Below are 21,178 nucleotides of genomic sequence, written 5' to 3' on the forward strand. Positions count from 1 at the left end.
GTGCCATTCAAAGCCGGGTGACGTCTTCCTTGCCCGGACAATCCTTCAGGGCCTCGGCCGCCGTGCGGCCGTCGCCTATCGGGGCATCCGGCCAGATTTCGGCAAGCGGAACCAGCACGAAGGCGCGCTCGCCCATGCGCGGATGGGGGATGGAAAGCCCTTCCTCGTCCACCTTTGCATCGCCATAGACGAGAACGTCGATATCGATCAGGCGCGGACCCCAACGCTGGTCGCGCACACGGCCCATCTCGCGCTCCACGTCAAGACACCGGTCGAGGAGCGTACGGGCCGACAGCGTCGTCTCCACGACCGCGCAGGCATTTCGGAAGTCGTCCTGCTCGACTGGCCCCCAGGGCGGGGTGCGATAGTCGCTCGAACGAGCGCTCAACCTTATACCGTCGATTTCGCAAAGGCGGCGCAGCGCCTCGTCGAGATTCGCTTTCGTATCGCCGATGTTGGAACCGAGGCCGAGTGCCGCGCGGGTCGTGTCAATCATTTTTCGGAAGCGCTTTCGCGGTGGATCGCGGCGACAAGGCGTGCCGCATCCTTGTGGGGTTTCACGTCGTGGGCGCGGATGATTGCCGCCCCCTTGTGCATGGCGATGGTGTGGACGGCAAGCGAACCGTAGAGCCTGTCGTCGGTCGGCACATCCAGAACCGCACCGATCATTTTCTTGCGCGACGCGCCGACCAGAAGCGGCAGGCCGTGTTTGGCGAGCGTTTCAAGCCGATTCAGGATCAGGAAATTCTGGTCGATCGTCTTGCCGAAACCGATGCCGGGGTCGAGCATCCGGAAGGAGGGGGGAATGCCTGCCTTCTCCGCGAGTTCCATCGAGCGTTCGAAGAAACGGTCGATATCGGCCAGGATATCGATATTCGCATCCGCCGCCTCGCGATTGTGCATCATGATGACGGGAACGCCCAGTTCGGCAACCGTTTTGGCCATCGCGGGGTCCTTCTGCAAGCCCCAGACGTCGTTGACGATCTTCGCGCCTGCGTGGACGGCACGGCGCGCCGTTTCCGCCTTGTAGGTGTCGATCGAAACCGGCACGCCCAGGGCGACGATCTTGCCGATCACCGGTGCGATGCGCTGCCATTCCTCGTCCGCCGGGACGGGAGTTGCACCGGGGCGTGTGCTTTCGCCGCCGATATCCAGGATGTCCGCGCCTTCCTCCACCATGATCCGTGCATGCGCGATGGCAAGGTCGGGCGCGTCGTGGCGTCCGCCGTCGGAAAAGGAATCGGGCGTGACGTTCAGCACCCCCATGATCGCGGGAAGGGGAAGCGCCAGCTTCGGCGCTCCGAATCCGAGCGTTTTCGAATCTGAAGTCGTCATGGCGCCCATCGTTCCTGCCGGCTTCGACAAACTTCGCCGTTCGGCTGCGGCGTGTTAGAGGCCGATGGTGATGGCTCCATACGCCGGTGAGGTCAAGGGGCGAGAGGTTTCGTTTCCTTGATATCGCCGGTCCCTTCGAGGGAGAGGCGCCGAAACGTCGAAATTCTGTCGCCAAGCGACATCGCAGGTATTGTCGCGCGTTCGTTCGAAGCCGGAGAGAACCGGGCCGCCCGGCTATTCGCCAGGTTCTCCGGCGGGCTCGGGATAGGGCGCATCCGGCATCAGGGAGAGGACAAGGGCGATCGCGCCCATGACGGGTACGACGATGCCGAGGCCGGCTACGGGATCGCCGATGAGAACGGCGGCGAAACTGCCGAGCAGGCCCCCGCCCATCTGGAAGAAACCCATCATCGCTGAAGCCGCGCCTGCGATCTCGGGAAAGGGGAAAAGCGCTTTCGTCGACATCGACGGCAGAATGACGGCGATCCCGAAGGCGAAAATCGCAACCGGACCCATCACGTGCCAGAGCGTCAGATCCTCGAAACGGGCCAATACCGCCATTGCCATGATGGCAATGAAGATCAACGCCATGCCGGCGGGCACTATCCGCTCCGCCGTGTGGCGCTTCAGCAGATTGCGTGTAACGAGCGATCCCAGAAAGAACGAACCCGACTGCAACATCATCGAGTAGCCGAATTGCGACGGCGTCAGGCCCACCTTGTCGATGATGACGAAGGGCAGGATCGTCGCGAGCGTGTAGATGCCGCCGAGCGTCGTTCCGAGGATGATCGAGGGCTTCAAGAAGCGAGGTTCGCGCAAAAGCCGAAGATAGGAAGAGGCGAGCCGCTTCGGCGAGACGTGCTTGCGGTCCCTGAAGCTGTTGGTCTCTTCCATGAAGAACAGCGCCAGCGCGCCGATGGCAAGCCCATAGATCACCATTTCCAGGAAGATCGCCCGCCAGCCGAGCGCCTCCAGCGTCAGACCGCCGATCGTGGGCGCAAGCGCCGGTCCGACGGCGAGCATCAGCCCGATCAGGTTCATGATGCGCGCCGAGGCCTGGCCGACGAACTGGTCGCGGACGATGGCGCGCGAGATCGCGATGCCGGCGGAAGCGCCTATGCCCTGCAGGAGGCGCGCGACAAGCAGCGCCTCGATGCTGGAAGCCGCATAGGCGATGAAGCTGCCGGCAAGATAGATCCCGGAAAAGGCGAGCACCACGGGCCGACGCCCGAAAGCGTCCGACAGCGGGCCGCAGATGAGCTGGGCCAGCGTGAAACCGGCGAAATAGATCGTCAGCGTGAGTTTGACGGAGGAGATGTCGGTGCCGAAAACCTCCACGAGCCGCGGCATCGCGGGCGTGTAGAGCGCCATGGAAACGGGGCCGAGGGCAACGAGGATCGCGCCGATGACCGCCGTCTTGCGCTCGCTCATCAGAGTCTTGCTGGCGGTTGCCGGCATTGGCTGGTTCATGCCGAGCCCTCGAGTTCCGGAACCTTGCTGCGTTTGGCGGCATTTGCCGGCTTTGCGAGGAGCTTGTCGCGAAGATGAAGCAGCGTGAGGCGCAGTGTTTCGACTTCCTCCGCATCCATGCCTTCGGTGGCGACGCTGCGCACGCTGGCGCCGACCTCCCGGATATCGGCTATCGTCGCTTCGGCCTTCGCGGTCGCGCGGATCAGCTTGCAGCGCCGGTCGTTCGGGTCGGCGGCGCGCTCGATCAGGCCCTTGCCTTCCAACTGGTCTAGAAAGCCTACAAGCGTCATCGGCTCCACGCCCATGCGTTCGGCAAGATCGCGCTGGCGCATTCCCTCGTAGACATAGGCATAGGCAAGCGCGCGGGCGGCGCCCGGCGTCAGCCCGATCCCGGACTTGAGCAGGCCGGCTTCGAAGTGCTTGCGGAACAGCCGCGACAGGTCGGCCAGCACGAAGCCGAGCGTTTCATATTGCGTTGCCGACATGGGGACTCCGAAAATAGTAAGTCAGCCTTATTATTCGCAATCCTTACCGTATGGCAACGGCGATTTGCGCATGTCGGCTATGCAATGCCCTGCCATCTGCGGTTTTGCGTTCAAATCGTCACGGAAATGGGCTAGAAGGCGCCATCTCGAAACATCCCATGCGCTCGAGTGTGCCCCGCCGGACGGCCGGATGGCCGTTTGCCTTGGCGCTTGGGCCTGATTATGACCGGCACGCTCCTGGAGCTTTCATGAACCTTCGCAATATCGCGATCATCGCGCACGTCGACCATGGCAAGACCACGCTTATCGACGTTCTACTGAAGCAATCCGGCTCTTTCCGCGAGAACCAGCGCACGGAAGAGCGGATGATGGATTCCAACGATCTTGAGCGCGAGCGTGGCATCACCATCCTAGCCAAGGTCACTTCGCTCGAATGGGGCGAGACGCGCATCAACATCGTCGACACGCCGGGCCACGCCGATTTCGGCGGCGAGGTGGAGCGTATTCTGCACATGGTCGACGGCGTCGTGCTTCTGGTCGATGCAGCCGAGGGCCCGATGCCGCAGACGAAGTTCGTGCTCGGCAAGGCGCTGAAGCTCGGCCTTCGTCCCATCGTCGCGATCAACAAGATCGACAAGCCCGAGCAGCGCGCCGAAGAGGTGCTGGACGAAGTGTTCGACCTTTTCGCGGCACTTGATGCAAATGAGGAGCAGCTCGACTTCCCCGTCGTCTACGGCTCCGCGAAGCAGGGCTGGATGGCGGATGATCCCTCCGGCCCGCAGGACAGCATGGCCCCGCTCTTCGATCTTGTGCTCAAGCATGTCGAGGCGCCAAAGGCCGAGGAAGGCACTTTCCGCATGCTGGCGACGACGATCGAGTCGAACCCATTCCTCGGCCGCATCCTGACGGGGCGCATCGTATCGGGCACCGCGACCCCGAACATGGCCGTCAAGGCCCTGTCGCGTGACGGCAAGACGGTCGAAACGGGCCGCATTTCCAAGGTGCTTGCCTTCCGCGGGCTGGAACGTCAGCCCATCGAAAAAGGCGAGGCCGGCGACATCGTCTCGCTGGCGGGTCTCGCGGAGGCCACCGTCTCCGACACGCTCTGCGCTCCGGAAGTGAAGGAGCCGCTTTCGGCCCAGCCGATCGACCCGCCCACGCTTTCGATGACCTTCTTCGTCAACGACGGCCCGCTTGCGGGTACCGAGGGCGACAAGGTGCAGTCGCGCGTCATCCGCAAGCGGCTTTACGACGAAGCGGAAGGCAACGTCGCGCTGAAAGTGGAGGAAGCGCCGGGCGGCGATGCCTTCATCGTGTCGGGCCGTGGCGAACTGCAGCTTGCCATCCTGATCGAGAACATGCGCCGCGAAGGCTTCGAAATTTGCGTCGGCCGTCCGCGCGTCGTTTACCAGACGAGCGAGAACGGCCAGCGGCTGGAGCCGATCGAGGAAGTGACCATCGACGTCGATGAGGAGCATTCCGGCGCGGTCGTGCAGAAGCTGTCGGAACGCAAGGCGGAGCTCCTTGAAATGCGCCCGTCGGGCGGCGGGCGCACGCGCCTCGTTTTCAACGCGCCGACGCGCGGGCTCATCGGCTACCAGTCGGAGCTTCTGTCGGACACGCGCGGCACGGCGATCTTCAACCGCGTCTTCCATGCTTATGAGCCCTACAAGGGCGAGATCCCGAGCCGCCACACGGGCGTGCTCATCTCCAATGGCGACGGCGAGGCGGTCGCCTATGCGCTGTGGAACCTTGAGGATCGCGGGCCGATGCTGATCGATCCGGGCGTCAAGGTCTATCGCGGCATGATCGTGGGCGAGCATACGCGCGGCAACGATCTTGAAGTGAACGTGCTGAAGGGCAAGCAACTCACCAACATCCGCTCCGCCGGCAAGGACGAGGCGGTGAAGCTGACGACGCCGATCCGGCTCAGCCTGGAAGCGGCGCTTTCCTATATCGCCGATGATGAGCTGGTCGAGGTGACGCCGAAGTCGATCCGCCTGCGTAAGGCGATCCTCGATCCTAACGACCGTAAGAAAGCCGAGCGCGCGGCGAAATCCGCATAGTCGGCGCTGATTTCAGTCAGTCATGGCCCCGCCGCTACCCGGCGGGGCTTTTTTATTTCGCGTTTATTCCACCGTGATGGTGATCCGCTCCGACATTACGGGCGGATTGTGCGGGATATGGTTGTGATCGCCGAGAACGAGCTGCAGCGTGTGCTCGCCCGGTGAAAGCTCCACGCTTGCCTCCCTCTGGCCGCCACCGAAGTGGACGTGCTGCGCGTCCGAGGGGATCGGGACATCGAGCGCGCCGCCATCAAGCGTAGTATCGATCAAAAGGTGATGGTGGCCGGAATTCTCCTGCTCCGTGCCTGCCGGCACCACCTGCATGCCCTCTATGCCGAAGCGCAGTTCAAGCGGGCTCGATACCTTGTCGCCGTCGATCAGGTCGATGAAGTAGACTCTCGCGCCCTCAGGAGCCGGCGTTTCACCAGCTGTTGCAGCCGTGGAGAGAGTAAAAGTCAAAGCCGCGAAAGCGGCGGCGTAAAGGCGATCCATATTTCTCTCCCGCAGGGATGCTGACCGGAGTAGCCGGCCGCAGACTGTAGCATGGATCGGCTATAAGTTACGCTTGGTTATTCCATGAAAAGCTTCACATTCCGCCTTTTGAACCCCATTTATGGGGAATGGCAGACGAGACGATGAACAGCACCTTCGACGAACTGGGCTTCGATCCGGAATTACTGGGCCCGGAAGAAGAGCAGAAAAGCAAGATCCGGGACAAGCTGTTCCGCACGGCGCGGAAGGCTGCGCGGCAGGTGCCGTTCATAGAAGACGTGATCGCATCCTATTACTGCACGCTCGACCCTGCGACGCCGACGAAGGTGCGCACGACGCTTCTCGGCGCGCTTGCCTATTTCGTCCTGCCGCTCGATGTGGTGCCGGACTTCCTGCTGGGCGTTGGCTTTGGTGACGATGCCACCGTTCTGATGGCGGCAATCGCCATGGTGCGCGCCCATATCCGCGACGAACATTACGACGCCGCGAAGGAAGCCCTGAAGGACGAAGAGTGAGCTGGAGCCGGAGCGGACTTGTTTGGGCGGGCCCGCGGGGCGCGCACTAATTTATGATATTTCGCATGTCCTTATCCCAAAACCGCTTATCACTTTTGGGGGGGCATGCGCTACCCGTTGAAGATCAGGGCACAGCCGACGATGACGAGGATCGCACCCGCCCATGCGCCGGGTGCCGGGACTTCTTTCGTGCGCCACCACAAGAGCGGCAGCTGCAGGGCGGGCGTTGTCGCCGAAAGCGTTGAGACGATGCCGACCTCGCCGCCCGAAAGCGCAAACAGGATCAGCGTCATGCCGACGCCCATGCCGAGCAGGCCGGAAAGCGCGACGATGCTTGTAACCTTCCATGTCAGCGGATTGGCCGCCTGAAACCGCTGCAGCGGCAGGCGCATGAGGAGCGTCAGGCCAAGCGCCGCCGTGCCGACACGCAGGGCGGATACAGCGACGGGATCGACGCCCGTTTCCATGACGGGGCGGGCGATCAGCGAACCGATCGATTGCGCGAGCGCCGCCGCCAGCCCAAGCAGGATGCCGGCCCAAAGGGGGCCCTTGACGTTTTCCCAGTGGTGGAGCTGCGAGCGGCGCTTGCCGTAGGCGATTGCGAGCACCACGCCGGCGAAGGTTAAAAGCGCGCCGATCAGGGCGCTGGGCGGCAGATATTCGCCCAGGAACAGCCATCCAAGCAGCACGGACATGGGCGCATTGAGCGAAAAGAGGATCGCGGTGCGGCGCGGGCCCATGCGGTTCATGGTCAAAAACAGCGCCGTATCGCCCAGGAATATACCTATGAAGCCGGAGGCCAGGATCGCCGGCAGCTGGTCCGTGCCTATCGTCTGCCAGGTTCCGGTGACGGTGGCGTAGGCAGCGAGCATGACGAAGACCATCGCCATGCGGACCCGGTTGAAGGCGATAGCGCCGAGGTGTGCGGCTGGTCCGGCGGAAATCAGGCCGGTCATGGCCCAGGTCAGCGCCGCGGCAAGCGCGGCGAATTCATAAATGAACATCGAGAAATCCGGGTCGCGGCACGTCCGGACGATCCGGGCAACGGCGCGAACAGAAAGAATGAAGGAGACCGGGCGGCGTCAGGCCGCCCGGCAGAAGTTGTGCGTCAGGCTGCCTGCTTCTTCGGCTGGATGAGCTTTCGGTTCACCAGAAGTTCGGCGATCTGGATCGTGTTGAGCGCGGCGCCCTTGCGGAGGTTGTCGGAAACCACCCAGATGTTGAGGCCGTTCTCGACGGTCGCATCCTCGCGGATGCGGGAGATGAAGGTCGCATCCTCGCCCGCGCATTCGTAAGGCGTGACGTAGCCGCCGTCCTCCTGCTTGTCGACGACAAGGCAGCCCGGCGCTTCGCGCAGGATCGAGCGGGCGTCTTCTGCGCTCAACGGCTTTTCGAATTCGATGTTCACGGATTCCGCATGACCGATGAAGACAGGCACGCGCACGGCCGTGCAGGTGACCTTGATCTTCGGGTCAAGCATCTTCTTCGTTTCGGCCAGCACCTTCCATTCTTCCTTGGTGTAGCCGTCTTCCATGAATTCATCGATGTGCGGAATCACGTTGAAGGCGATGCGCTTCGTGAATTTTTCGCTCTCCACGGGATCGTTCACGAAGATCGCGCGCGTCTGGTTGAAGAGTTCGTCCATCGCGTCCTTGCCCGCACCCGAGACGGACTGGTAGGTCGAAACGACGAGGCGCTTGATGTTGGCCGCCTCATGCAGCGGCTTCAGCGCCACGACGAGCTGGGCCGTCGAGCAGTTCGGATTGGCGATGATGTTCTTCCTGGTGAAGCCCGTCACCGCGTCGGCATTCACTTCCGGGACGATCAGCGGCACGTCGGCGTCGTAGCGCCAGGCGGAGGAATTGTCGATCACGACGCAGCCCTTGGCGGCGATCTTCGGCGCCCATTCCTTGGATACGCTGCCGCCGGCGGACATCAGGCAGATGTCGGTGTCGGAAAAGTCGTAGTTTTCAAGCGCCTGGCACTTCAGCGTGTCGTCGCCGTAGGAAACATCCACCCCTTGCGAGCGGCGCGAGGCGATCGGCACCACCTTGTCGGCGGGAAAGCCGCGTTCGTGAAGGATATCGAGCATTTCGCGGCCCACATTCCCCGTGGCGCCGACAACTGCGACCTTGTAACCCATTTCGGTTCTTCCTCTCTTGTCCGCTCCCCGCGGCCTTTCGGTCGCATCTCACGACCGCCGGCCCGCTCGCGCCCCTCGTATCCCGGGGGAGCGCGGGACGAGAGGCACCGTCAGACGGTGGTTTTCGTGGTCGTGGTTTTGGAAACGGTCGTCGTTCGAACGGTCTGGCGCACGCGCGTCATCGCCACCGCGCCGAAGGCGGTCCTGAAAAGGCTGGCGATGTCGTCAAGGCGGCGAGCCATGGAATGAAAATCCATTCGCTTCGAATTCGCTGCACGTCATGACGGGAAAGGCGATCAAAGTCAACTGTCATGCGTGTGATCGGGGTGAATGCCTGTCAGGCCGGGTTTATTCGCCGCTTTCGCCCTGTTGCGCCGCCTTGCGTTCGAGACGCCAGTTTCCCGCCGTTCGTCCGGCGATCAGCCAGTAAACGAAGCCCGCCACGAAACCGGCTGCGAGCGCGACACTCGTGCCGGGGCGGAGCGCGGGTTCGCCCGCCGTCACGCCCGGCTCGCCGAGGCTCCAGAGCCCGAAGGCGATCAGCCCGCCCGCAGCGAGATTGAGGATCATGGATTTCACGCGAAGGATTTCGGCGACCGCGATCGCGGCGAAAGCGGGAACCGCCGCCATGCCGCCGATGACCATGCCCGAAACCGCTCCGGTCCAGATGGTTGCGGCAAAGCGCGCCGGATCGGCCTCGATGCCTTGCGGCTGGAACAGACCCCAGGCAAGGAACAGCCCGGCCGCGGCGAGCGCCAGCCCGTATCCGAAGACGATCTTGACGATCTGCCAAAGGAGCTTGCCGGCGTGGATCATCGATCAGGAAGTGCTCGCGTCCGCTTCCAGCGCCTCGCGGTCGCGCTTGCGCAGGCGCTCCGATTCCGATTTAAGCTGGCCGCAGGCGGCGAAAATGTCGCGCCCGCGCGGCGTTCTGATCGGCGAGGCGTATCCGGCCCGGTTCACGACATCTGCGAATTCCTCGATCCGTTCCCAGTCCGAGCATTCGTATGGAGAGCCGGGCCAGGGGTTGAAGGGGATCAGGTTGATCTTCGCCGGAATGCCCTTCAGGAGCCGTACAAGCTCCTTCGCGTCCGCCAGACTGTCGTTCACATCCTTAAGCATCACGTATTCGAAGGTGATGCGCTTGGCGTTGGAAAGGCCCGGATAGTTGCGGCAGGCGTCCAGCAATGCGGCGATGTTCCACTTCTTGTTGATCGGCACCAGTTCGTCGCGCAGCTCGTCGCGCACGGCATGCAGCGAAATGGCGAGCATGCAGCCGATCTCGTCCCCGGTGCGTTCGATCATCGGCACGACGCCGGAGGTCGACAGCGTGATGCGCCGCTTGGAAAGCGACAGGCCTTCGCCGTCCGAGGCGATAAGAAGTGCCTTTTTCACATGGTCGAAATTATAGAGCGGTTCGCCCATGCCCATCATCACGACGTTGGTGACGAGGCGGCCTTCCGACGGCACGGCCGCGCCCTGGGGCGTCTCGGCGTCCGGAAAATCGCCCAGCCGATCACGCGCGATTAGCACCTGCGAGAGGATTTCCTCAGCCGTCAGGTTTCGCACGAGCTTCTGCGTGCCCGTGTGGCAGAAGGTGCAGGTGAGCGTGCAGCCGACCTGAGAGGAAACGCATAGCGTGCCGCGACCTTCTTCCGGAATATAGACGGTCTCGACCTCTACCGGGCGGCCTGCGCCGCGCGCGGGGTACCGGAACAGCCACTTGCGCGTACCGTCGACGGAGACTTGCTCGGAGACGATTTCCGGTCGCGCTATCGTGAAGTTTTCGGCAAGCGTTGCGCGCAGATCCTTGGACACATTGGTCATTGCCGAAAAGTCGGAAACGCCGCGTACGTAAAGCCAGTGCCAGAGCTGGCTGACGCGCATGCGGGCCTGCTTCTCCGCAACCCCTATGCTCTTCAGGGCTTGCGCCAGATCGTCGCGGTCCATCCCGATCAGCGACGGCTTTTCTCCTGCCGCCATCACGGCGCGGGCAGATGCGGCAGCTTCCGCCTGCGGAGCGATTGGCTGCGATTCATGCGCAATATCGAGCGTTACGGGCATAGTGTTTCGTCCGGTAATTCGTCCTGCCGTCGATAAAGGAATGAACGTCTTTTTCGTGGCTCCAACCCGAAAACGGATTTTAGGCCGACGGTTTCCTCAAACGACAAAAACGGCGCCCGTGGGAGGTGTCCCACGGGCTCCGCAATCGGGTTCGTTGGCGCTCATATAGCGCAAATGGCGCAGTTTGTGACCCCCTTCGCTAGCGTTTCTGCCGTGCGAAGGAAGGGCCGATGCGTCGGGCGCCTACTTGCAGGCGTTGCCGGCGGCGTCGATCGCAGCCGTAATGCCGGACAGCGAATATTTGTAGCTCGTCTGCGTGTTACGGCTGGAAAGACCGGATACGGTCATCGACCGTCCCGCCTTCATTGCGCCGACCAGTTCCTGCTCCTTGGCGGCGTTTTCCACCCAGGCGCCGTCGCCCTTGGTGAACATCGTGAACTTGTTGCCGTCCACGTCCACCTCGACCGACGAGCCGTCCTTGAAGGGGTAGCCAACCATGACCATCGGTTCGTTCGTCACGCCTTCGGAAGGCCGCGTGGAGACGAAGAAGAAGACATCGCCGTGGTTGCGGTCCTTGGGCGTCATTTCCAGAGGTTTCGACAGTGCGTAGCAGACTTTGCCCTTCGGGCCGCCATACGTGTAGGTCGCCCAATCCTTGAACTGATTGACGAGAGTTGGCGTCTGCGCACTCGCCGCCACGCCTGAAAGGGCGAGCGCCAGGAAGGCCGGAACCAGGATTCTTGCGAGGGTTCGTACGTGCATGATCTCCAAACCGCTTCTCGTTTGCGCTTCAGGTTCGTTTCGAATTGTCTTTCGCCTATACACCTAGTTTTAAGGTTACCTTAAAACAGGTTACGAAAGGGTTGCACGCCCGTTCGGCATTGTGGCGGGCAGGCGAGGCGGGCTACTATCGACAAAACTCATCAGGTCCACTGGCGGCAAGATTCGGGCAAGAATTTGACGGCGAAGCGCGGAGAGGCGCCATGCCGGACCGGGTAGCGAAAGTGCGGGGCGGCCAACTTGGCGAACGCGGAGCATTTGAACGAGCTGATTCTGCGTGTGGCCGAAAGCCGCGACCAGGCGGCATTTACTGAGCTGTTCGACCATTTCGCGCCGCGAATCAAGGCTTATCTCATAAAACTGGGGGCGGATCAGGCTCTCGCCGAGGAGCTTGCCCAGGAAGTCATGATCACATTGTGGCGCAAGGCGGCGCTGTTCGATCCCGCGAAATCTTCCGCCGCGACGTGGCTTTTCCGGATCGCGCGAAACCGCAGGATCGATGCCGCGCGGCGCGATCGGACCGGCATGATCGATGCCGAGGATCCCTCGCTGCGGCCGGCCGCGCCCGAGGAACCGGGGGAGGAACTGGACGCGCGGCTGCGCGAAAAGCGCATCCGTATCGCCTTGAAAAACCTGCCGGAAGAGCAGGCGGATCTCGTTCGCCGCGCCTTTTTCTCAGGCCTGTCGCACAGCCAGATCGCGGAGGAAACGGGCCTGCCGCTGGGCACCGTGAAATCCCGGATCAGGCTGGCGTTCGGGCGGCTTCGGCGGACGCTCGAAACCGATCAGGCCGTCGATACCGACTGAGTTTTCCCGGTTTATCCCCGCGAAATCGGCGTTGAGGAAAATTCCGGTACGGGAAAATTCGCCGCCATTTCGGGTACCGAAATATCCTGAGGACGCCTTGGCGCCGTATTCCGCTCAGCCTGGAAGGCGGCTCGGACGGATGTCGCGCCGCGTCTTGCGGCTCGCCTCGCGCGCCTCCGTCGGTGCGCCGGAGCGGACCGGGCGCGGGGCGAACTGGCCAAGCATTCGGTAGCGGTCGTACATGACGATGGCACCCGCCATGGCGACGTTGATGCAAAAGCGCGTCGGGATCTTGATGGTGTGGGAACAGCGCGCGACCATCTCCGGCGACAGCGAGCCCTGCTCGGGACCAAGCACGTAAGCCGCGCGCGCCGGATGACCGAAGCTTGGCAGGTCGACTGCGTCTTCCGTCAGTTCCACGCCGACGAGCTTGCAGTCCTGCGGCAGGTCCATTGCCGCAATCGACGGCCAGTGGAACAGCGGAAGATGCTCGGTGCTGTTGGAGGTGTCGGATTTCGGCGCGGACAGAATGCGCTGGTGGGCATCGACGGTGAAGAAGAAGCTCGCGCCGAAGGCATGCGCGGAGCGCATCAGGTTGCCGAGGTTCATCGGCTTCGAAATGCCTTCGGCGCCGATTGCGAAATAGCCGCGCATGATATCCTTCCCGGAATTTGGCAGTGAAGGCGTCAGCACATAGCCCCATGCGCCTCCTTCGGCAAGAAGCCGCGACATTCTAGCACTGTCAGAATTGACGAGGATTTCTTCGCGCATTTGCCTTTTCATGGTTAACAACCCGTGTTAGGCGATTTGCGGGGAGCAATCTTCTGGTTGCCATGAGGGGAAGACCAAGTGAAAGCCGTTCTTTGCGAGAAATTCGGTCCGCCGTCGGAGCTTGCGCTGCGCGATATCGAGGCGCCTTTAGCCGGTCCGGGCGAGGTGGTGGTGTCGGTAAAGGCCGCCGCGCTCAATTTTTTCGACACGCTGATCATCCAGGGCAAATACCAGTACCGGCCCGAAATGCCGTTTTCTCCAAGCGCGGAAATGGCAGGCGTGGTGAAAAGCATCGGCGAGGGTGTGGACCGGGTGAAACCGGGCGACCGCGTGCTTGCCTATGTGAAATGGGGGGCTGCGCGCGAGGAGGTGCTCCTCAACGAGGACGACCTGGTGCTGCTGCCCGATGGTGTGAGCTTCGAACAGGCGGCGGGCCTGACCGTCACCTACGGCACGACGCTGCACGCGCTGAAGGACCGGGCGAAGCTTCAGCCCGGCGAAACGGTCGCCGTGCTTGGCGCCTCCGGTGGGGTGGGCCAGGCGGCGGTGGAGATCGCCAAGGTCATGGGCGCGCGGGTGATCGCCTGCGCCTCGAGCGCGGAGAAGCTTGAATTCGCCAGGGAATTCGGCGCGGACGAATTCGTCAACTACGCCGAGGAAGACCTGAAGAACCGCCTGAAGGAACTGACGGACGGCAACGGCGTCGACGTGGTCTACGATCCCGTCGGCGGCCCTCTTGCCGAAGCGGCCCTTCGGGCGACCGGCTGGGAGGGGCGCTACCTCGTCGTCGGCTTCGCGTCGGGCGACATTCCGAAAATACCGCTGAACCTCGTGCTTCTGAAAGGCTGCGACGTGCTCGGCGTCTTCTGGGGCGAAGCAACCGTCCGCGATCCGGAAGGCCACTGGGAGAACATGGAAACCCTGCTTTCCTGGGTGCGCGACGGCAAGCTGAAGCCGCATGTGCACAAGGTCTTCAAGCTGGAGGATACGGCGTCAGCGCTTCAGGAAATCGCCGAACGCAAGGCCAAGGGCAAGGTGATCGTGGCGCCCTGAGGGGGGCTATGGCGCTCCGCATATTTGATGAAGGACGTGATGTAATCGTGGTGGATCCTACCCGAAATCGGGATCATGCAGAGCATTTGCTACTTGCACCTCACCTCTCCCCGCGAAGTCGGATGTTTCCGACTTCGGCACCTATCTTCCAAACTCGGGAACACCCGAGTTTGGCGGGGAGAGGGGAATCGCCTGCGTCAGATGCTCAGGACAAAGCTGCATCTGCGCGGTTGGAAGAGATTGGGCTATCGATCAATCCAGCGGCCGGCCAGCGGACTAGCACCGCACCTCACCCCTCGAAGGTGGCCATGACGGGCGCGTGGTCGGACGGCTTTTCCCAGCCGCGGGCGTCGCGCAGGACCCGGATATCGCTTGAAAGCGGTGCGAGGTCGGGCGTCGACCAGATGTGATCGAGGCGCCGGCCCTTGTCGGCCTCCGACCAGTCCCGCGCGCGGTAGCTCCACCATGTATAGAGCTTTTCGTCCATCGGCACGTGCCGGCGCATGAGGTCGACGAAGGGGCCGGCCTCGCGCATGGTCTCAAGCTTCTCGCACTCGAGCGGGGTATGGCTGACGACCTTCAGAAGCTTCTTGTGCGACCAAACGTCATGCTCGTAAGGGGCGATGTTGAGGTCGCCGACGATGACGGTGGGCGTCGTGGTATCCGCGAACCACTCGGTCATTTCATCGAGAAAGGCGAGCTTGTGGGCGAACTTGTCGTTCACCTCCGGATCGGGCTCGTCTCCGCCCGCCGGCACGTAGAAATTATGCAGCCGCACGGACGATCCGTTGAAGGCGACCTCGGTCGCCACATGGCGGCTGTCGCCCTTGCCGCAGAATTCGCGCTTTTCCTGCGCCACGAACGGCCGGCGCGAGATGGTCGCCACGCCGTGATAGCCCTTCTGCCCGTGGATGGCGATGTGCTCGTAACCGAGCTTTCGCAGCGCGTTCAGCGGGAAATTCGCGTCCGGGCACTTGGTTTCCTGAAGGCAGAGGACATCCGGGGCGTATTCGGTGAGGAACCGCTCGACGATCGGCAGGCGCAGGCGCACGGAGTTGATGTTCCAGGTCGCGATCGTCAGCTTGTCTGGCATTGCTCAGGTCTCGATCTCTGCGGAAGGGAACCGGAAGCGGGATCTCAACGGAGATGCCAGCCCTGACCGGAGGATGCAAGGAGGATGGGGCGGAACCATGAAATGCCTTCGCGGAAGATAGTCGCAAAATTCGATCACGAATTCGTGAGTGTGGGCTTCCATGCCCGCGCTGCCCTTTTTTTGACGCGGACGGCCCTATGGTAAGTTTCCGGTTAACCTGTTGGACTAAAATCCCGCTCGATCGTGAGGGCGGTTTCTCGCCGGAAATGATATCCGGCCCGCGGAAATCCGCTCCAAAGGAACAATACCGGGCTTCGATCGGACGGAAACTAAATGATCAGGCACGTGCTCGCACTTCTATGCTCATTCTTCGTCGCCTCTTGCGCGATCTACGATTTTCCGGACCCGACGCCGGAGGATTTCGCGATTCATGGCATCGACGTGTCGCGCTACCAGGGCGATATCGACTGGCACGCGGCCAAGCGCGATGACGTCGAGTTCGCCTTCCTGAAGGCGACGGAAGGCGGCGACTACGCCGACCCGAAGTTCAAGGAATACTGGTACAAGGCGAAAGCCGCCGGAATTCCGCGCGGGGCCTATCACTTCTATTATTTCTGCCGTACGGGGCTGGAACAGGCGCAATGGTTCATCGAGAACGTGCCCTACGACCCGGATGCGTTGCCCCCCGTCCTCGACATGGAGTGGAACGGCCACTCCAAGACCTGCAAGAAGCAGCCAGGCAAGGACGAGGTCATCCGCGAGATGAAGGCCTTCCTCCACACGGTGGAGGCGCACTACGGCAAGAAGCCGATCATCTATTCCTCCGTCGACTTCCACCGCGACCGGCTGGAGGGCGAAAAGAACGGCTATGAATTCTGGCTGCGCTCCGTCGCAAGCCACCCGCGCCACAAATACGACGGCCGCGACGGCTGGACCTTCTGGCAATACACGGCAGAAGGCGAGGTCGACGGCATCGACGGCAACGTCGACCGCAACGTCTTCTTCGGCACCCGCTCGGAGTGGGAGGAATGGCTGACCGGTGGCAAGCGTTCGGGGTGAGAATTTAGCGTCTTCCTATGCCTCTTGATGGGCGTGGGAGTGGTTGGGCTCGGCGATGACAGGGACGCGCTCCATTCCACGGAAGGAGGTTTCCGAGTCAGGTCAGTTCGGGAAGGTAAGGTGCGCAACTTCCGAGTGTTAAGGGAACGGTTGATTGGGTGCCCGGGTCAAGCCCGGGCATGACGAACCGAGAGGCCGGCACGCTTGAGGTTAGTTGGCGGCGTGCAACCTCTCTATCGTCATTGCCGGGCTTGACCCGGCAACCTATTAGCGGTTGCATCCGCATATGGCTGGGTGGGTCTACATCACCGCTTCGAAGCGGAACGGGACGCTATACGTCGGGGTGACGAGCGACCTTTCGCGCCGCATCTATGAACACCGCAACCATCTCATACCCGGATTTACCAGCCGATACAGCGTTGACCAACTGGTCTGGTACGAGTGCCATGCCACGATGACGCTTGCTATTCAGCGGGAGAAGAACATCAAGCACTGGCCCAGACGATGGAAGGTCGACCTGATCAGGGCGATGAATCCAGAGTGGGTTGACCTTTATGAAAGCCTCGCGTGATGCGGTGCTGTATGGGTTGCCGGGTCAAGCCCGGCAATGACGAAGGAAATGCTGTGCGCTTCGGCACCTTTGCCGGACAACGCAAGGATGAAACCCTTCTTCTCTCAAGACAACGCAGAAATCGCCACGTCGATAAAAGCGCGAATGTGTTACCTTGCGGTAGCCAATGTGAGCCGACCTTTGCATAAAAAGTGATTTCGCGGTCATGGCTCGCAAACCCGGGAGGCCGAAATGATCCGTCTGTTCGTTCGCCATACCGTGAAGGATTTCGATGCCTGGAAGGCCGGGTACGACAAGGGCACGGAGTTCCGCAAGGAGTGGGGCGTGCTTGACCACGCCGTCTACCGCTCCTCCGACGACCCGAACGACATCACAGTGATGCACGACTTCGACACGCTGGAGCATGCGAAGGCTTTCGCGAGTTCGGAAGGCCTTGCGGAGAGGATGCGCGCGCTCGGCGTTTCAGGCCCCGTGCAGATCTGGTTCGCGCATGAGTCCAGCTAGATCCGCTTTGCGCATTCTGTGAAGAGCGTCACAGGCATATTGCCGTTTCGACCCTAAATAGGCGTTTTACCGCCCGAACTGGCGGTGCCTGAAGTCCTTCAAGGAACGAGAGCGCCATGACGACTGCCGTAGACACGATCCGCCCCGCGACGAAAGCCGATGTGACGGTGCTGGCCGAGCTGGTCAACTATGCCGGCGAGGGCCTGCCGCTCTACCTTTGGGCCGGCATGGCCGAAGCGGACCAGACGCCGTGGGAAGTCGGCAGGAAGCGCGCCGCGCGCGAGGAAGGCTCGTTTTCCTATCGAAACGCGATGATGATCGAGCGCAACGGGAAGGCCGCCGGCTGCCTGATCGGCTACGAAACGTCGGATGAGCCGGAACCCATCGGCGACGACATGTCGGCGATGTTCGTGCCTCTGCAGGAGCTTGAGAACCTCGCCCCCGACACATGGTACGTGAACGTTCTGGCCGTGCTGCCGGACCATCGCGGACACGGGCTCGGCAGCGAGCTTATGAAGTTTGCCGACGAAACGGGGCGCAAGCTCGGCAAGGCGGGAATGAGCCTCATCGTTTCCGATGCAAACGCCGGCGCGCGCAGGCTATACGAGCGCTGCGGCTACCGCGAGATCGCGTCCCGCCCGATGGTCAAGGAAGACTGGAAGAACGAGGGCGAAAACTGGGTCTTGATGACGAAGCTGTTTTAAACAAATAAAAAACCGCGGCGAGCGCGAGCTGCCGCGGTTTCTAAAGGTCACTGGCGAACGGGAAAACCCGTTACGCGAGTTCGCCGTTACGCGAGTTCGATCGTGTCGACGGCAATCTTGCCGCTGCGCGGATCTTCGCGCGTCGTGAAGTTCACCTTGTCGCCTTCGTTCAGGCCGAAGATGCCGGCACGCTCCAGGGCGGTTGCGTGAACGAAAACGTCCTTCGCGCCGCTCGTGGGCTGAATGAAGCCGAAGCCCTTCTGGCTGTTGTAGAATTTGACTGTGCCGTTATCCATGGGAATACCTCGTTTTACGGATTTTGCACGTGAAACAGGACGCGCAGAGCCTGCACGAACCGGTTTCGGCTTGTCGATCTTGGATGAAGTCTGAAACGTGCAACTCGTCTTGAAAGAGGCGTCGCGGCCCAGTAGTCCGGCCAAATATCGATGGGCGCTATATGGGCCGTTCCGCGCGTCAATACAAGAAAAATCGCACCGCGTAACGGATAGACCGTGGTTTGAGACGGAAAAAACGGCTGTTATCCGCCGTATTTCAAAAAAACGAAGCATCCGAAAACGGCCTGCCGGGGCGGGTGCGCCGCCCCGGCAATCGTCGGTCAGTCGGTCAGATGCTGCTTGAAGAAGGCGATGGTGCGTTCTTCGGCAAGCGTCGCCGCATCTTCGTCGTAGCGCGGCGTCGTGTCGTTGTGAAAGCCGTGGTTGACGCCTTCGTACATATGCATGGTGTAGGTTTTGCCGGCGGCGTCGAGCGCTTCCTTGAAGGCGGGCCAGCCGGCGTTGACCCGCTCGTCGAGCTCCGCGTACTGGATGAGGAGCGGCGCCTCGATCTGCGCGACATCTTCCGGCGCGGGCTGACGCCCGTAGAAGGGCACGGCGGCCGCAAGCTCCGGATAGGCAACAGCGATCGCGTTCACCACACCGCCGCCGTAGCAAAAGCCGACCGCGCCAACCTTGCCGGTGCTGTCCTCGCTCTTCAGCAGATATTCGAAGCCGGCGAAGAAGTCGTTCATCAGCTTTTCCCGGTCGACGGTGCGCTGCAATTCGCGCCCCTTGTCGTCGTTGCCGGGATAACCGCCGACGGAGGTGAGACCGTCCGGCGCCATCGCCATGAAGCCCGCCTTGGCGAAGCGGCGCGCGACATCCTCGATATAGGGGTTCAGGCCGCGGTTCTCATGCACGACGAGGACCGCCGGCAGCTTGCCGTCGATACCGGCAGGGCGGACCAGATAGGCGTTCACCTCGCCGTGGCCGTTCGGCGAGGGATAGGTGATGCGGCTCGTGACGATGCCCGGATCGTCGGGCGCGACCTGCTGGGCAAGGGCGTAATTCGGCGAAAGCTCCTTGAGGAGAGCGGCGGCGGTGACACCCGCTACAGTGAATTTCGCCGCCCGGTCCAGAAACTCGCGCCTCGTGATCTTGCCGTGGGCGTAAAAGTCGTAGAGGTCCAGAAGTTCTTGCGGAAAATCCTTGGCCGTCTTGCGGCGTATCGGCGTCTGGTCGTTCATTTATTCTCTTCCCTCGTTTTGAACTTTGGCGAGTTTATCGGTCCCAGGCTCGCCCGCGATCTCAAGGATCAGCTTGCGGCGGACGGCCTCGGCGAATGTGGTGCGGTTGTCGGCGGTAATGACGAAGGAGCCGGGCCCGCCGATGATCCGCGCGGCGAAGGCATCCTCCAGATTGTAGGCGGCAGGACGCCCCGAACAATGCCGGCAAAGGACGGCGAGACCATTGATGACGATACCGGAGGAAACCACGATCTCCCGGGCATCCTCGATCGACGGGCCGTTCCAGTTGTTGGCGCTGTCGGCGGAAAGGTCGATCACGCGCTTGACGCCCTGAATGTCGTTGCCGTCGATCAGCGCCTTGCCGAAAAGAAGCGCGGCGCCAATGGCATTGCGCCCGAAGGCGCGGCGTGGCGGCTCCAGAAGGGCGGCCGCGAAGCGGTTCGCCGAAGCCTCGCCGTCCACAACCGTCCAGCCGACGACGACTTCCTGGGATTCGGCACTTCCCCATTCCACATAGGTAACGGCGATGCGCGCGTGAATGCCGCTGGTGATGGCCGCTATGACCGAGGGATCGGTGATCGCGCGGGCATAACCCTCGCGCTGGAAACGGATTTCGGCATCGTCGATGGAGCCGGTCGCATCCGCCAGCAGGACGAGCTCGATGTCGACCGTCTTGCCGTCCTGCGCGATTGCGGCAGCGCTGAGAAAGAGACACGCGAAAAACGCGGTCAGGCGGGCGAACATCCCATGGATCATTCCCGGTCTCCTGTCTCACCGACTTCCCTGGCGGAGCGATTCCTGCAAATAGATTATCGAAGCCCGCCGGCAAGGTTCTCACGCAACGCCCGCAAGACGATCTCGGCGGCTCGATATCGCCTCGAACATGAAATCCGTGAAGGCGCGGATGCGCGCGGTCTTGCGCAGGTCCTGGTGCGTCAGGATCCATAGATCCACCGCGAGCTCCGGAACGGGCGTGCCGATGCGACGGAGCACGCTGTCATCGTCGGCGAGATAGCAGGGCAGGACGGCAACCCCGGCGCCTGCGCGCGCGGCAGCGTGAATGCCTAGGATGGTGTCGACGCGCAAATGGCACCTTTCGTCGAGCCCTTGGTCCGAAAACCAGCGGTGCAGGGCGGGATAGGCCATGCGCTCGTCCGGCCCGATCCAGCCGCTGGAAGCGAATACATCTCCCGGTTCGAGCTTTGTGGCGAGAGCGGGCGCGGCGTAGACCGCCTGCGCGATCCGCCCCGCCTTGCGCCCGACAAGGGTTTCGGGCGGGGTGTCGGACGGGCGGACGGCGATATCGGCCTCGCGTTTCGACAGGCTGAAAAGTTCGTTCGAGACCGCGATTTCCAGGCGGATCTCCGGGAAGGCGTGCTGGAAATCGGCAAGCAGCGGCGCGAGCAGGCCGGAAAGAAGCGTGTCCGTCGTCGTCACGCGAACCGTGCCGGAGGGACTGAGATCGCGACCGGCGATGCGGCGTTCCACATCCGAAACCCTTGTGGCGATGGCACGGGCGGCCTCCGCCGCCTCCTCGCCCTCGGCCGTGGGCGAATAGCCTGCACGCGAACGTTCGAAAAGGCTGACGCCAAGGCGCGCCTCGGCATCCGCGAGGCGGCGAAAGACCGTCGCGTGGCTGCAGCCAAGCACGCGTCCCGCGCCGGAAAGCGTGCCGGCATCGGCAATGGCGAGGATCAGCTTCAGGTCGTCCCACGCGAGTTTGCTGTTCATTCTTGCAAGG

At 62.3% G+C, this 21,178-nt stretch carries 25 protein-coding genes; 8 read left to right on the forward strand and 17 right to left on the reverse strand.

The genetic code is table 11. The features are described 5' to 3' along the window. Positions 1-7 precede the first annotated feature (7 nt). From folK to GR183_RS09295, 4 genes are all read right to left on the reverse strand, one after another. Positions 8-496: a 2-amino-4-hydroxy-6-hydroxymethyldihydropteridine diphosphokinase gene (gene folK, locus GR183_RS09280; protein WP_160775319.1), complete on the reverse strand. Its 489-nt coding sequence runs from the start codon at positions 494-496 to the stop codon at positions 8-10. Then, positions 493-1,335, reverse strand: a complete 843-nt coding sequence (folP, locus tag GR183_RS09285; RefSeq protein WP_202395938.1) for a dihydropteroate synthase — start codon at positions 1,333-1,335, stop codon at positions 493-495. Before folP ends, folK begins: the two co-directional genes overlap by 4 nt. A gap of 234 nt (positions 1,336-1,569) precedes the next feature. Beyond that, positions 1,570-2,766: a multidrug effflux MFS transporter gene (locus GR183_RS09290; RefSeq protein WP_244313658.1), complete on the reverse strand. Its 1,197-nt coding sequence runs from the start codon at positions 2,764-2,766 to the stop codon at positions 1,570-1,572. A gap of 35 nt (positions 2,767-2,801) precedes the next feature. Then, entirely contained in the window at positions 2,802-3,290 is a 489-nt protein-coding gene (locus GR183_RS09295; protein WP_160775320.1) for a MarR family winged helix-turn-helix transcriptional regulator, read from the reverse strand. Positions 3,291-3,538: 248 nt separating this feature from the next. Here GR183_RS09295 and typA point away from each other — a divergent pair, with 248 nt between their 5' ends. Next, positions 3,539-5,356 carry a translational GTPase TypA gene (typA, locus tag GR183_RS09300; protein ID WP_160775321.1) on the forward strand — a complete coding sequence of 606 codons (1,818 nt, stop codon included), beginning with the start codon at positions 3,539-3,541 and terminating at the stop codon, positions 5,354-5,356. A 63-nt stretch (positions 5,357-5,419) separates the two neighbouring features. Here typA and GR183_RS09305 read toward each other — a convergent pair whose 3' ends face one another. After that, positions 5,420-5,848, reverse strand: a complete 429-nt coding sequence (locus GR183_RS09305; RefSeq protein WP_160775322.1) for a DUF4399 domain-containing protein — start codon at positions 5,846-5,848, stop codon at positions 5,420-5,422. Between the two features lie 143 nt (positions 5,849-5,991). Here GR183_RS09305 and GR183_RS09310 point away from each other — a divergent pair, with 143 nt between their 5' ends. Beyond that, the gene (locus GR183_RS09310; protein ID WP_160775323.1) at positions 5,992-6,363 is read left to right on the forward strand and encodes a YkvA family protein; all 372 of its coding nucleotides are present in this window, start codon (positions 5,992-5,994) and stop codon (positions 6,361-6,363) included. Positions 6,364-6,473: 110 nt separating this feature from the next. Here the strand turns inward: GR183_RS09310 and GR183_RS09315 are convergent, their stop codons facing one another. From GR183_RS09315 to GR183_RS09335, 6 genes are all read right to left on the reverse strand, one after another. Continuing rightward, positions 6,474-7,367 carry a DMT family transporter gene (locus tag GR183_RS09315; protein ID WP_160775324.1) on the reverse strand — a complete coding sequence of 298 codons (894 nt, stop codon included), beginning with the start codon at positions 7,365-7,367 and terminating at the stop codon, positions 6,474-6,476. Between the two features lie 104 nt (positions 7,368-7,471). Beyond that, positions 7,472-8,506 (reverse strand): aspartate-semialdehyde dehydrogenase, encoded by a 1,035-nt coding sequence (locus tag GR183_RS09320; protein WP_160775325.1) that lies wholly within the window; start codon positions 8,504-8,506, stop codon positions 7,472-7,474. Positions 8,507-8,616: 110 nt separating this feature from the next. After that, entirely contained in the window at positions 8,617-8,748 is a 132-nt protein-coding gene (locus tag GR183_RS22190; protein ID WP_260513583.1) for a hypothetical protein, read from the reverse strand. A 106-nt stretch (positions 8,749-8,854) separates the two neighbouring features. Beyond that, positions 8,855-9,322 carry a translation initiation factor IF-3 gene (locus GR183_RS09325; protein ID WP_160775326.1) on the reverse strand — a complete coding sequence of 156 codons (468 nt, stop codon included), beginning with the start codon at positions 9,320-9,322 and terminating at the stop codon, positions 8,855-8,857. 3 nt (positions 9,323-9,325) lie between these two features. Then, complete coding sequence (gene rlmN / locus GR183_RS09330; RefSeq protein WP_244313703.1) at positions 9,326-10,489, reverse strand: dual-specificity RNA methyltransferase RlmN; 1,164 nt, start codon at positions 10,487-10,489, stop codon at positions 9,326-9,328. 324 nt (positions 10,490-10,813) lie between these two features. Then, a complete protein-coding gene (locus tag GR183_RS09335; RefSeq protein ID WP_202395939.1) occupies positions 10,814-11,332 on the reverse strand; it encodes an invasion associated locus B family protein in 519 nt (172 codons plus the stop codon). A gap of 276 nt (positions 11,333-11,608) precedes the next feature. Between GR183_RS09335 and GR183_RS09340 the strand changes: the two genes are divergently transcribed. After that, positions 11,609-12,157 (forward strand): sigma-70 family RNA polymerase sigma factor, encoded by a 549-nt coding sequence (locus GR183_RS09340; protein WP_208999801.1) that lies wholly within the window; start codon positions 11,609-11,611, stop codon positions 12,155-12,157. A 114-nt stretch (positions 12,158-12,271) separates the two neighbouring features. On the opposite strand, the gene GR183_RS09345 is transcribed toward GR183_RS09340, so the two are convergent. Beyond that, positions 12,272-12,928 (reverse strand): RNA methyltransferase, encoded by a 657-nt coding sequence (locus GR183_RS09345; RefSeq protein WP_312846807.1) that lies wholly within the window; start codon positions 12,926-12,928, stop codon positions 12,272-12,274. A gap of 78 nt (positions 12,929-13,006) precedes the next feature. Here GR183_RS09345 and GR183_RS09350 point away from each other — a divergent pair, with 78 nt between their 5' ends. After that, positions 13,007-13,981 carry an NADPH:quinone oxidoreductase family protein gene (locus GR183_RS09350; protein ID WP_160775329.1) on the forward strand — a complete coding sequence of 325 codons (975 nt, stop codon included), beginning with the start codon at positions 13,007-13,009 and terminating at the stop codon, positions 13,979-13,981. Between the two features lie 289 nt (positions 13,982-14,270). Here GR183_RS09350 and xth read toward each other — a convergent pair whose 3' ends face one another. Then, positions 14,271-15,074: an exodeoxyribonuclease III gene (xth, locus tag GR183_RS09355; protein ID WP_160775330.1), complete on the reverse strand. Its 804-nt coding sequence runs from the start codon at positions 15,072-15,074 to the stop codon at positions 14,271-14,273. A 333-nt stretch (positions 15,075-15,407) separates the two neighbouring features. Between xth and GR183_RS09360 the strand changes: the two genes are divergently transcribed. The 4 genes from GR183_RS09360 to GR183_RS09375 all read left to right on the forward strand — a co-directional run bounded on the left by GR183_RS09360 (position 15,408) and on the right by GR183_RS09375 (position 17,912). Beyond that, on the forward strand, positions 15,408-16,133 hold the full coding sequence (locus GR183_RS09360) for a glycoside hydrolase family 25 protein (RefSeq protein ID WP_160775331.1): 726 nt from the start codon (positions 15,408-15,410) through the stop codon (positions 16,131-16,133). Between the two features lie 286 nt (positions 16,134-16,419). Further along, entirely contained in the window at positions 16,420-16,704 is a 285-nt protein-coding gene (locus tag GR183_RS09365) for a GIY-YIG nuclease family protein (RefSeq protein WP_160775332.1), read from the forward strand. A gap of 231 nt (positions 16,705-16,935) precedes the next feature. Next, entirely contained in the window at positions 16,936-17,208 is a 273-nt protein-coding gene (locus tag GR183_RS09370) for an NIPSNAP family protein (protein WP_160775333.1), read from the forward strand. Between the two features lie 116 nt (positions 17,209-17,324). Further along, positions 17,325-17,912, forward strand: coding sequence for a GNAT family N-acetyltransferase (locus GR183_RS09375; RefSeq protein WP_160775334.1), 588 nt, complete (start codon positions 17,325-17,327; stop codon positions 17,910-17,912). An 86-nt stretch (positions 17,913-17,998) separates the two neighbouring features. Here GR183_RS09375 and GR183_RS09380 read toward each other — a convergent pair whose 3' ends face one another. The 4 genes from GR183_RS09380 to GR183_RS09395 form a co-directional block, all read right to left on the reverse strand. Next, entirely contained in the window at positions 17,999-18,208 is a 210-nt protein-coding gene (locus tag GR183_RS09380) for a cold-shock protein (protein ID WP_160775335.1), read from the reverse strand. A gap of 320 nt (positions 18,209-18,528) precedes the next feature. Then, positions 18,529-19,419, reverse strand: coding sequence for a YghX family hydrolase (yghX, locus tag GR183_RS09385; RefSeq protein WP_160775797.1), 891 nt, complete (start codon positions 19,417-19,419; stop codon positions 18,529-18,531). An 18-nt stretch (positions 19,420-19,437) separates the two neighbouring features. Beyond that, positions 19,438-20,193, reverse strand: a complete 756-nt coding sequence (locus tag GR183_RS09390) for a DUF1194 domain-containing protein (RefSeq protein WP_244313659.1) — start codon at positions 20,191-20,193, stop codon at positions 19,438-19,440. Between the two features lie 78 nt (positions 20,194-20,271). Continuing rightward, a complete protein-coding gene (locus tag GR183_RS09395) occupies positions 20,272-21,168 on the reverse strand; it encodes a LysR family transcriptional regulator (RefSeq protein WP_160775336.1) in 897 nt (298 codons plus the stop codon). Positions 21,169-21,178 lie beyond the last annotated feature (10 nt).

The sequence above is a fragment of the Stappia sediminis genome (assembly GCF_009826895.1).
In the GTDB taxonomy this organism is placed as follows: Bacteria; Pseudomonadota; Alphaproteobacteria; order Rhizobiales; family Stappiaceae; genus Hongsoonwoonella; species Hongsoonwoonella sediminis.

Excerpts from the sequence above, each read along its gene's own strand:
- folK (WP_160775319.1), bottom strand. The coding sequence starts at position 496 with ATGATTGACACGACCCGCGCGGCACTCGGCCTCGGTTCCAACATCGGC.
- folP (WP_202395938.1), bottom strand. The coding sequence starts at position 1,335 with ATGACGACTTCAGATTCGAAAACGCTCGGATTCGGAGCGCCGAAGCTG.
- GR183_RS09290 (WP_244313658.1), bottom strand. The coding sequence starts at position 2,766 with ATGAGCGAGCGCAAGACGGCGGTCATCGGCGCGATCCTCGTTGCCCTC.
- GR183_RS09295 (WP_160775320.1), bottom strand. The coding sequence starts at position 3,290 with ATGTCGGCAACGCAATATGAAACGCTCGGCTTCGTGCTGGCCGACCTG.
- typA (WP_160775321.1), top strand. The coding sequence starts at position 3,539 with ATGAACCTTCGCAATATCGCGATCATCGCGCACGTCGACCATGGCAAG.
- GR183_RS09305 (WP_160775322.1), bottom strand. The coding sequence starts at position 5,848 with ATGGATCGCCTTTACGCCGCCGCTTTCGCGGCTTTGACTTTTACTCTC.
- GR183_RS09310 (WP_160775323.1), top strand. The coding sequence starts at position 5,992 with ATGAACAGCACCTTCGACGAACTGGGCTTCGATCCGGAATTACTGGGC.
- GR183_RS09315 (WP_160775324.1), bottom strand. The coding sequence starts at position 7,367 with ATGTTCATTTATGAATTCGCCGCGCTTGCCGCGGCGCTGACCTGGGCC.
- GR183_RS09320 (WP_160775325.1), bottom strand. The coding sequence starts at position 8,506 with ATGGGTTACAAGGTCGCAGTTGTCGGCGCCACGGGGAATGTGGGCCGC.
- GR183_RS22190 (WP_260513583.1), bottom strand. The coding sequence starts at position 8,748 with ATGGCTCGCCGCCTTGACGACATCGCCAGCCTTTTCAGGACCGCCTTC.
- GR183_RS09325 (WP_160775326.1), bottom strand. The coding sequence starts at position 9,322 with ATGATCCACGCCGGCAAGCTCCTTTGGCAGATCGTCAAGATCGTCTTC.
- rlmN (WP_244313703.1), bottom strand. The coding sequence starts at position 10,489 with ATGGCGGCAGGAGAAAAGCCGTCGCTGATCGGGATGGACCGCGACGAT.
- GR183_RS09335 (WP_202395939.1), bottom strand. The coding sequence starts at position 11,332 with ATGCACGTACGAACCCTCGCAAGAATCCTGGTTCCGGCCTTCCTGGCG.
- GR183_RS09345 (WP_312846807.1), bottom strand. The coding sequence starts at position 12,928 with ATGCGCGAAGAAATCCTCGTCAATTCTGACAGTGCTAGAATGTCGCGG.
- xth (WP_160775330.1), bottom strand. The coding sequence starts at position 15,074 with ATGCCAGACAAGCTGACGATCGCGACCTGGAACATCAACTCCGTGCGC.
- GR183_RS09360 (WP_160775331.1), top strand. The coding sequence starts at position 15,408 with ATGATCAGGCACGTGCTCGCACTTCTATGCTCATTCTTCGTCGCCTCT.
- GR183_RS09365 (WP_160775332.1), top strand. The coding sequence starts at position 16,420 with ATGGCTGGGTGGGTCTACATCACCGCTTCGAAGCGGAACGGGACGCTA.
- GR183_RS09370 (WP_160775333.1), top strand. The coding sequence starts at position 16,936 with ATGATCCGTCTGTTCGTTCGCCATACCGTGAAGGATTTCGATGCCTGG.
- GR183_RS09375 (WP_160775334.1), top strand. The coding sequence starts at position 17,325 with ATGACGACTGCCGTAGACACGATCCGCCCCGCGACGAAAGCCGATGTG.
- GR183_RS09380 (WP_160775335.1), bottom strand. The coding sequence starts at position 18,208 with ATGGATAACGGCACAGTCAAATTCTACAACAGCCAGAAGGGCTTCGGC.
- GR183_RS09390 (WP_244313659.1), bottom strand. The coding sequence starts at position 20,193 with ATGATCCATGGGATGTTCGCCCGCCTGACCGCGTTTTTCGCGTGTCTC.
- GR183_RS09395 (WP_160775336.1), bottom strand. The coding sequence starts at position 21,168 with ATGAACAGCAAACTCGCGTGGGACGACCTGAAGCTGATCCTCGCCATT.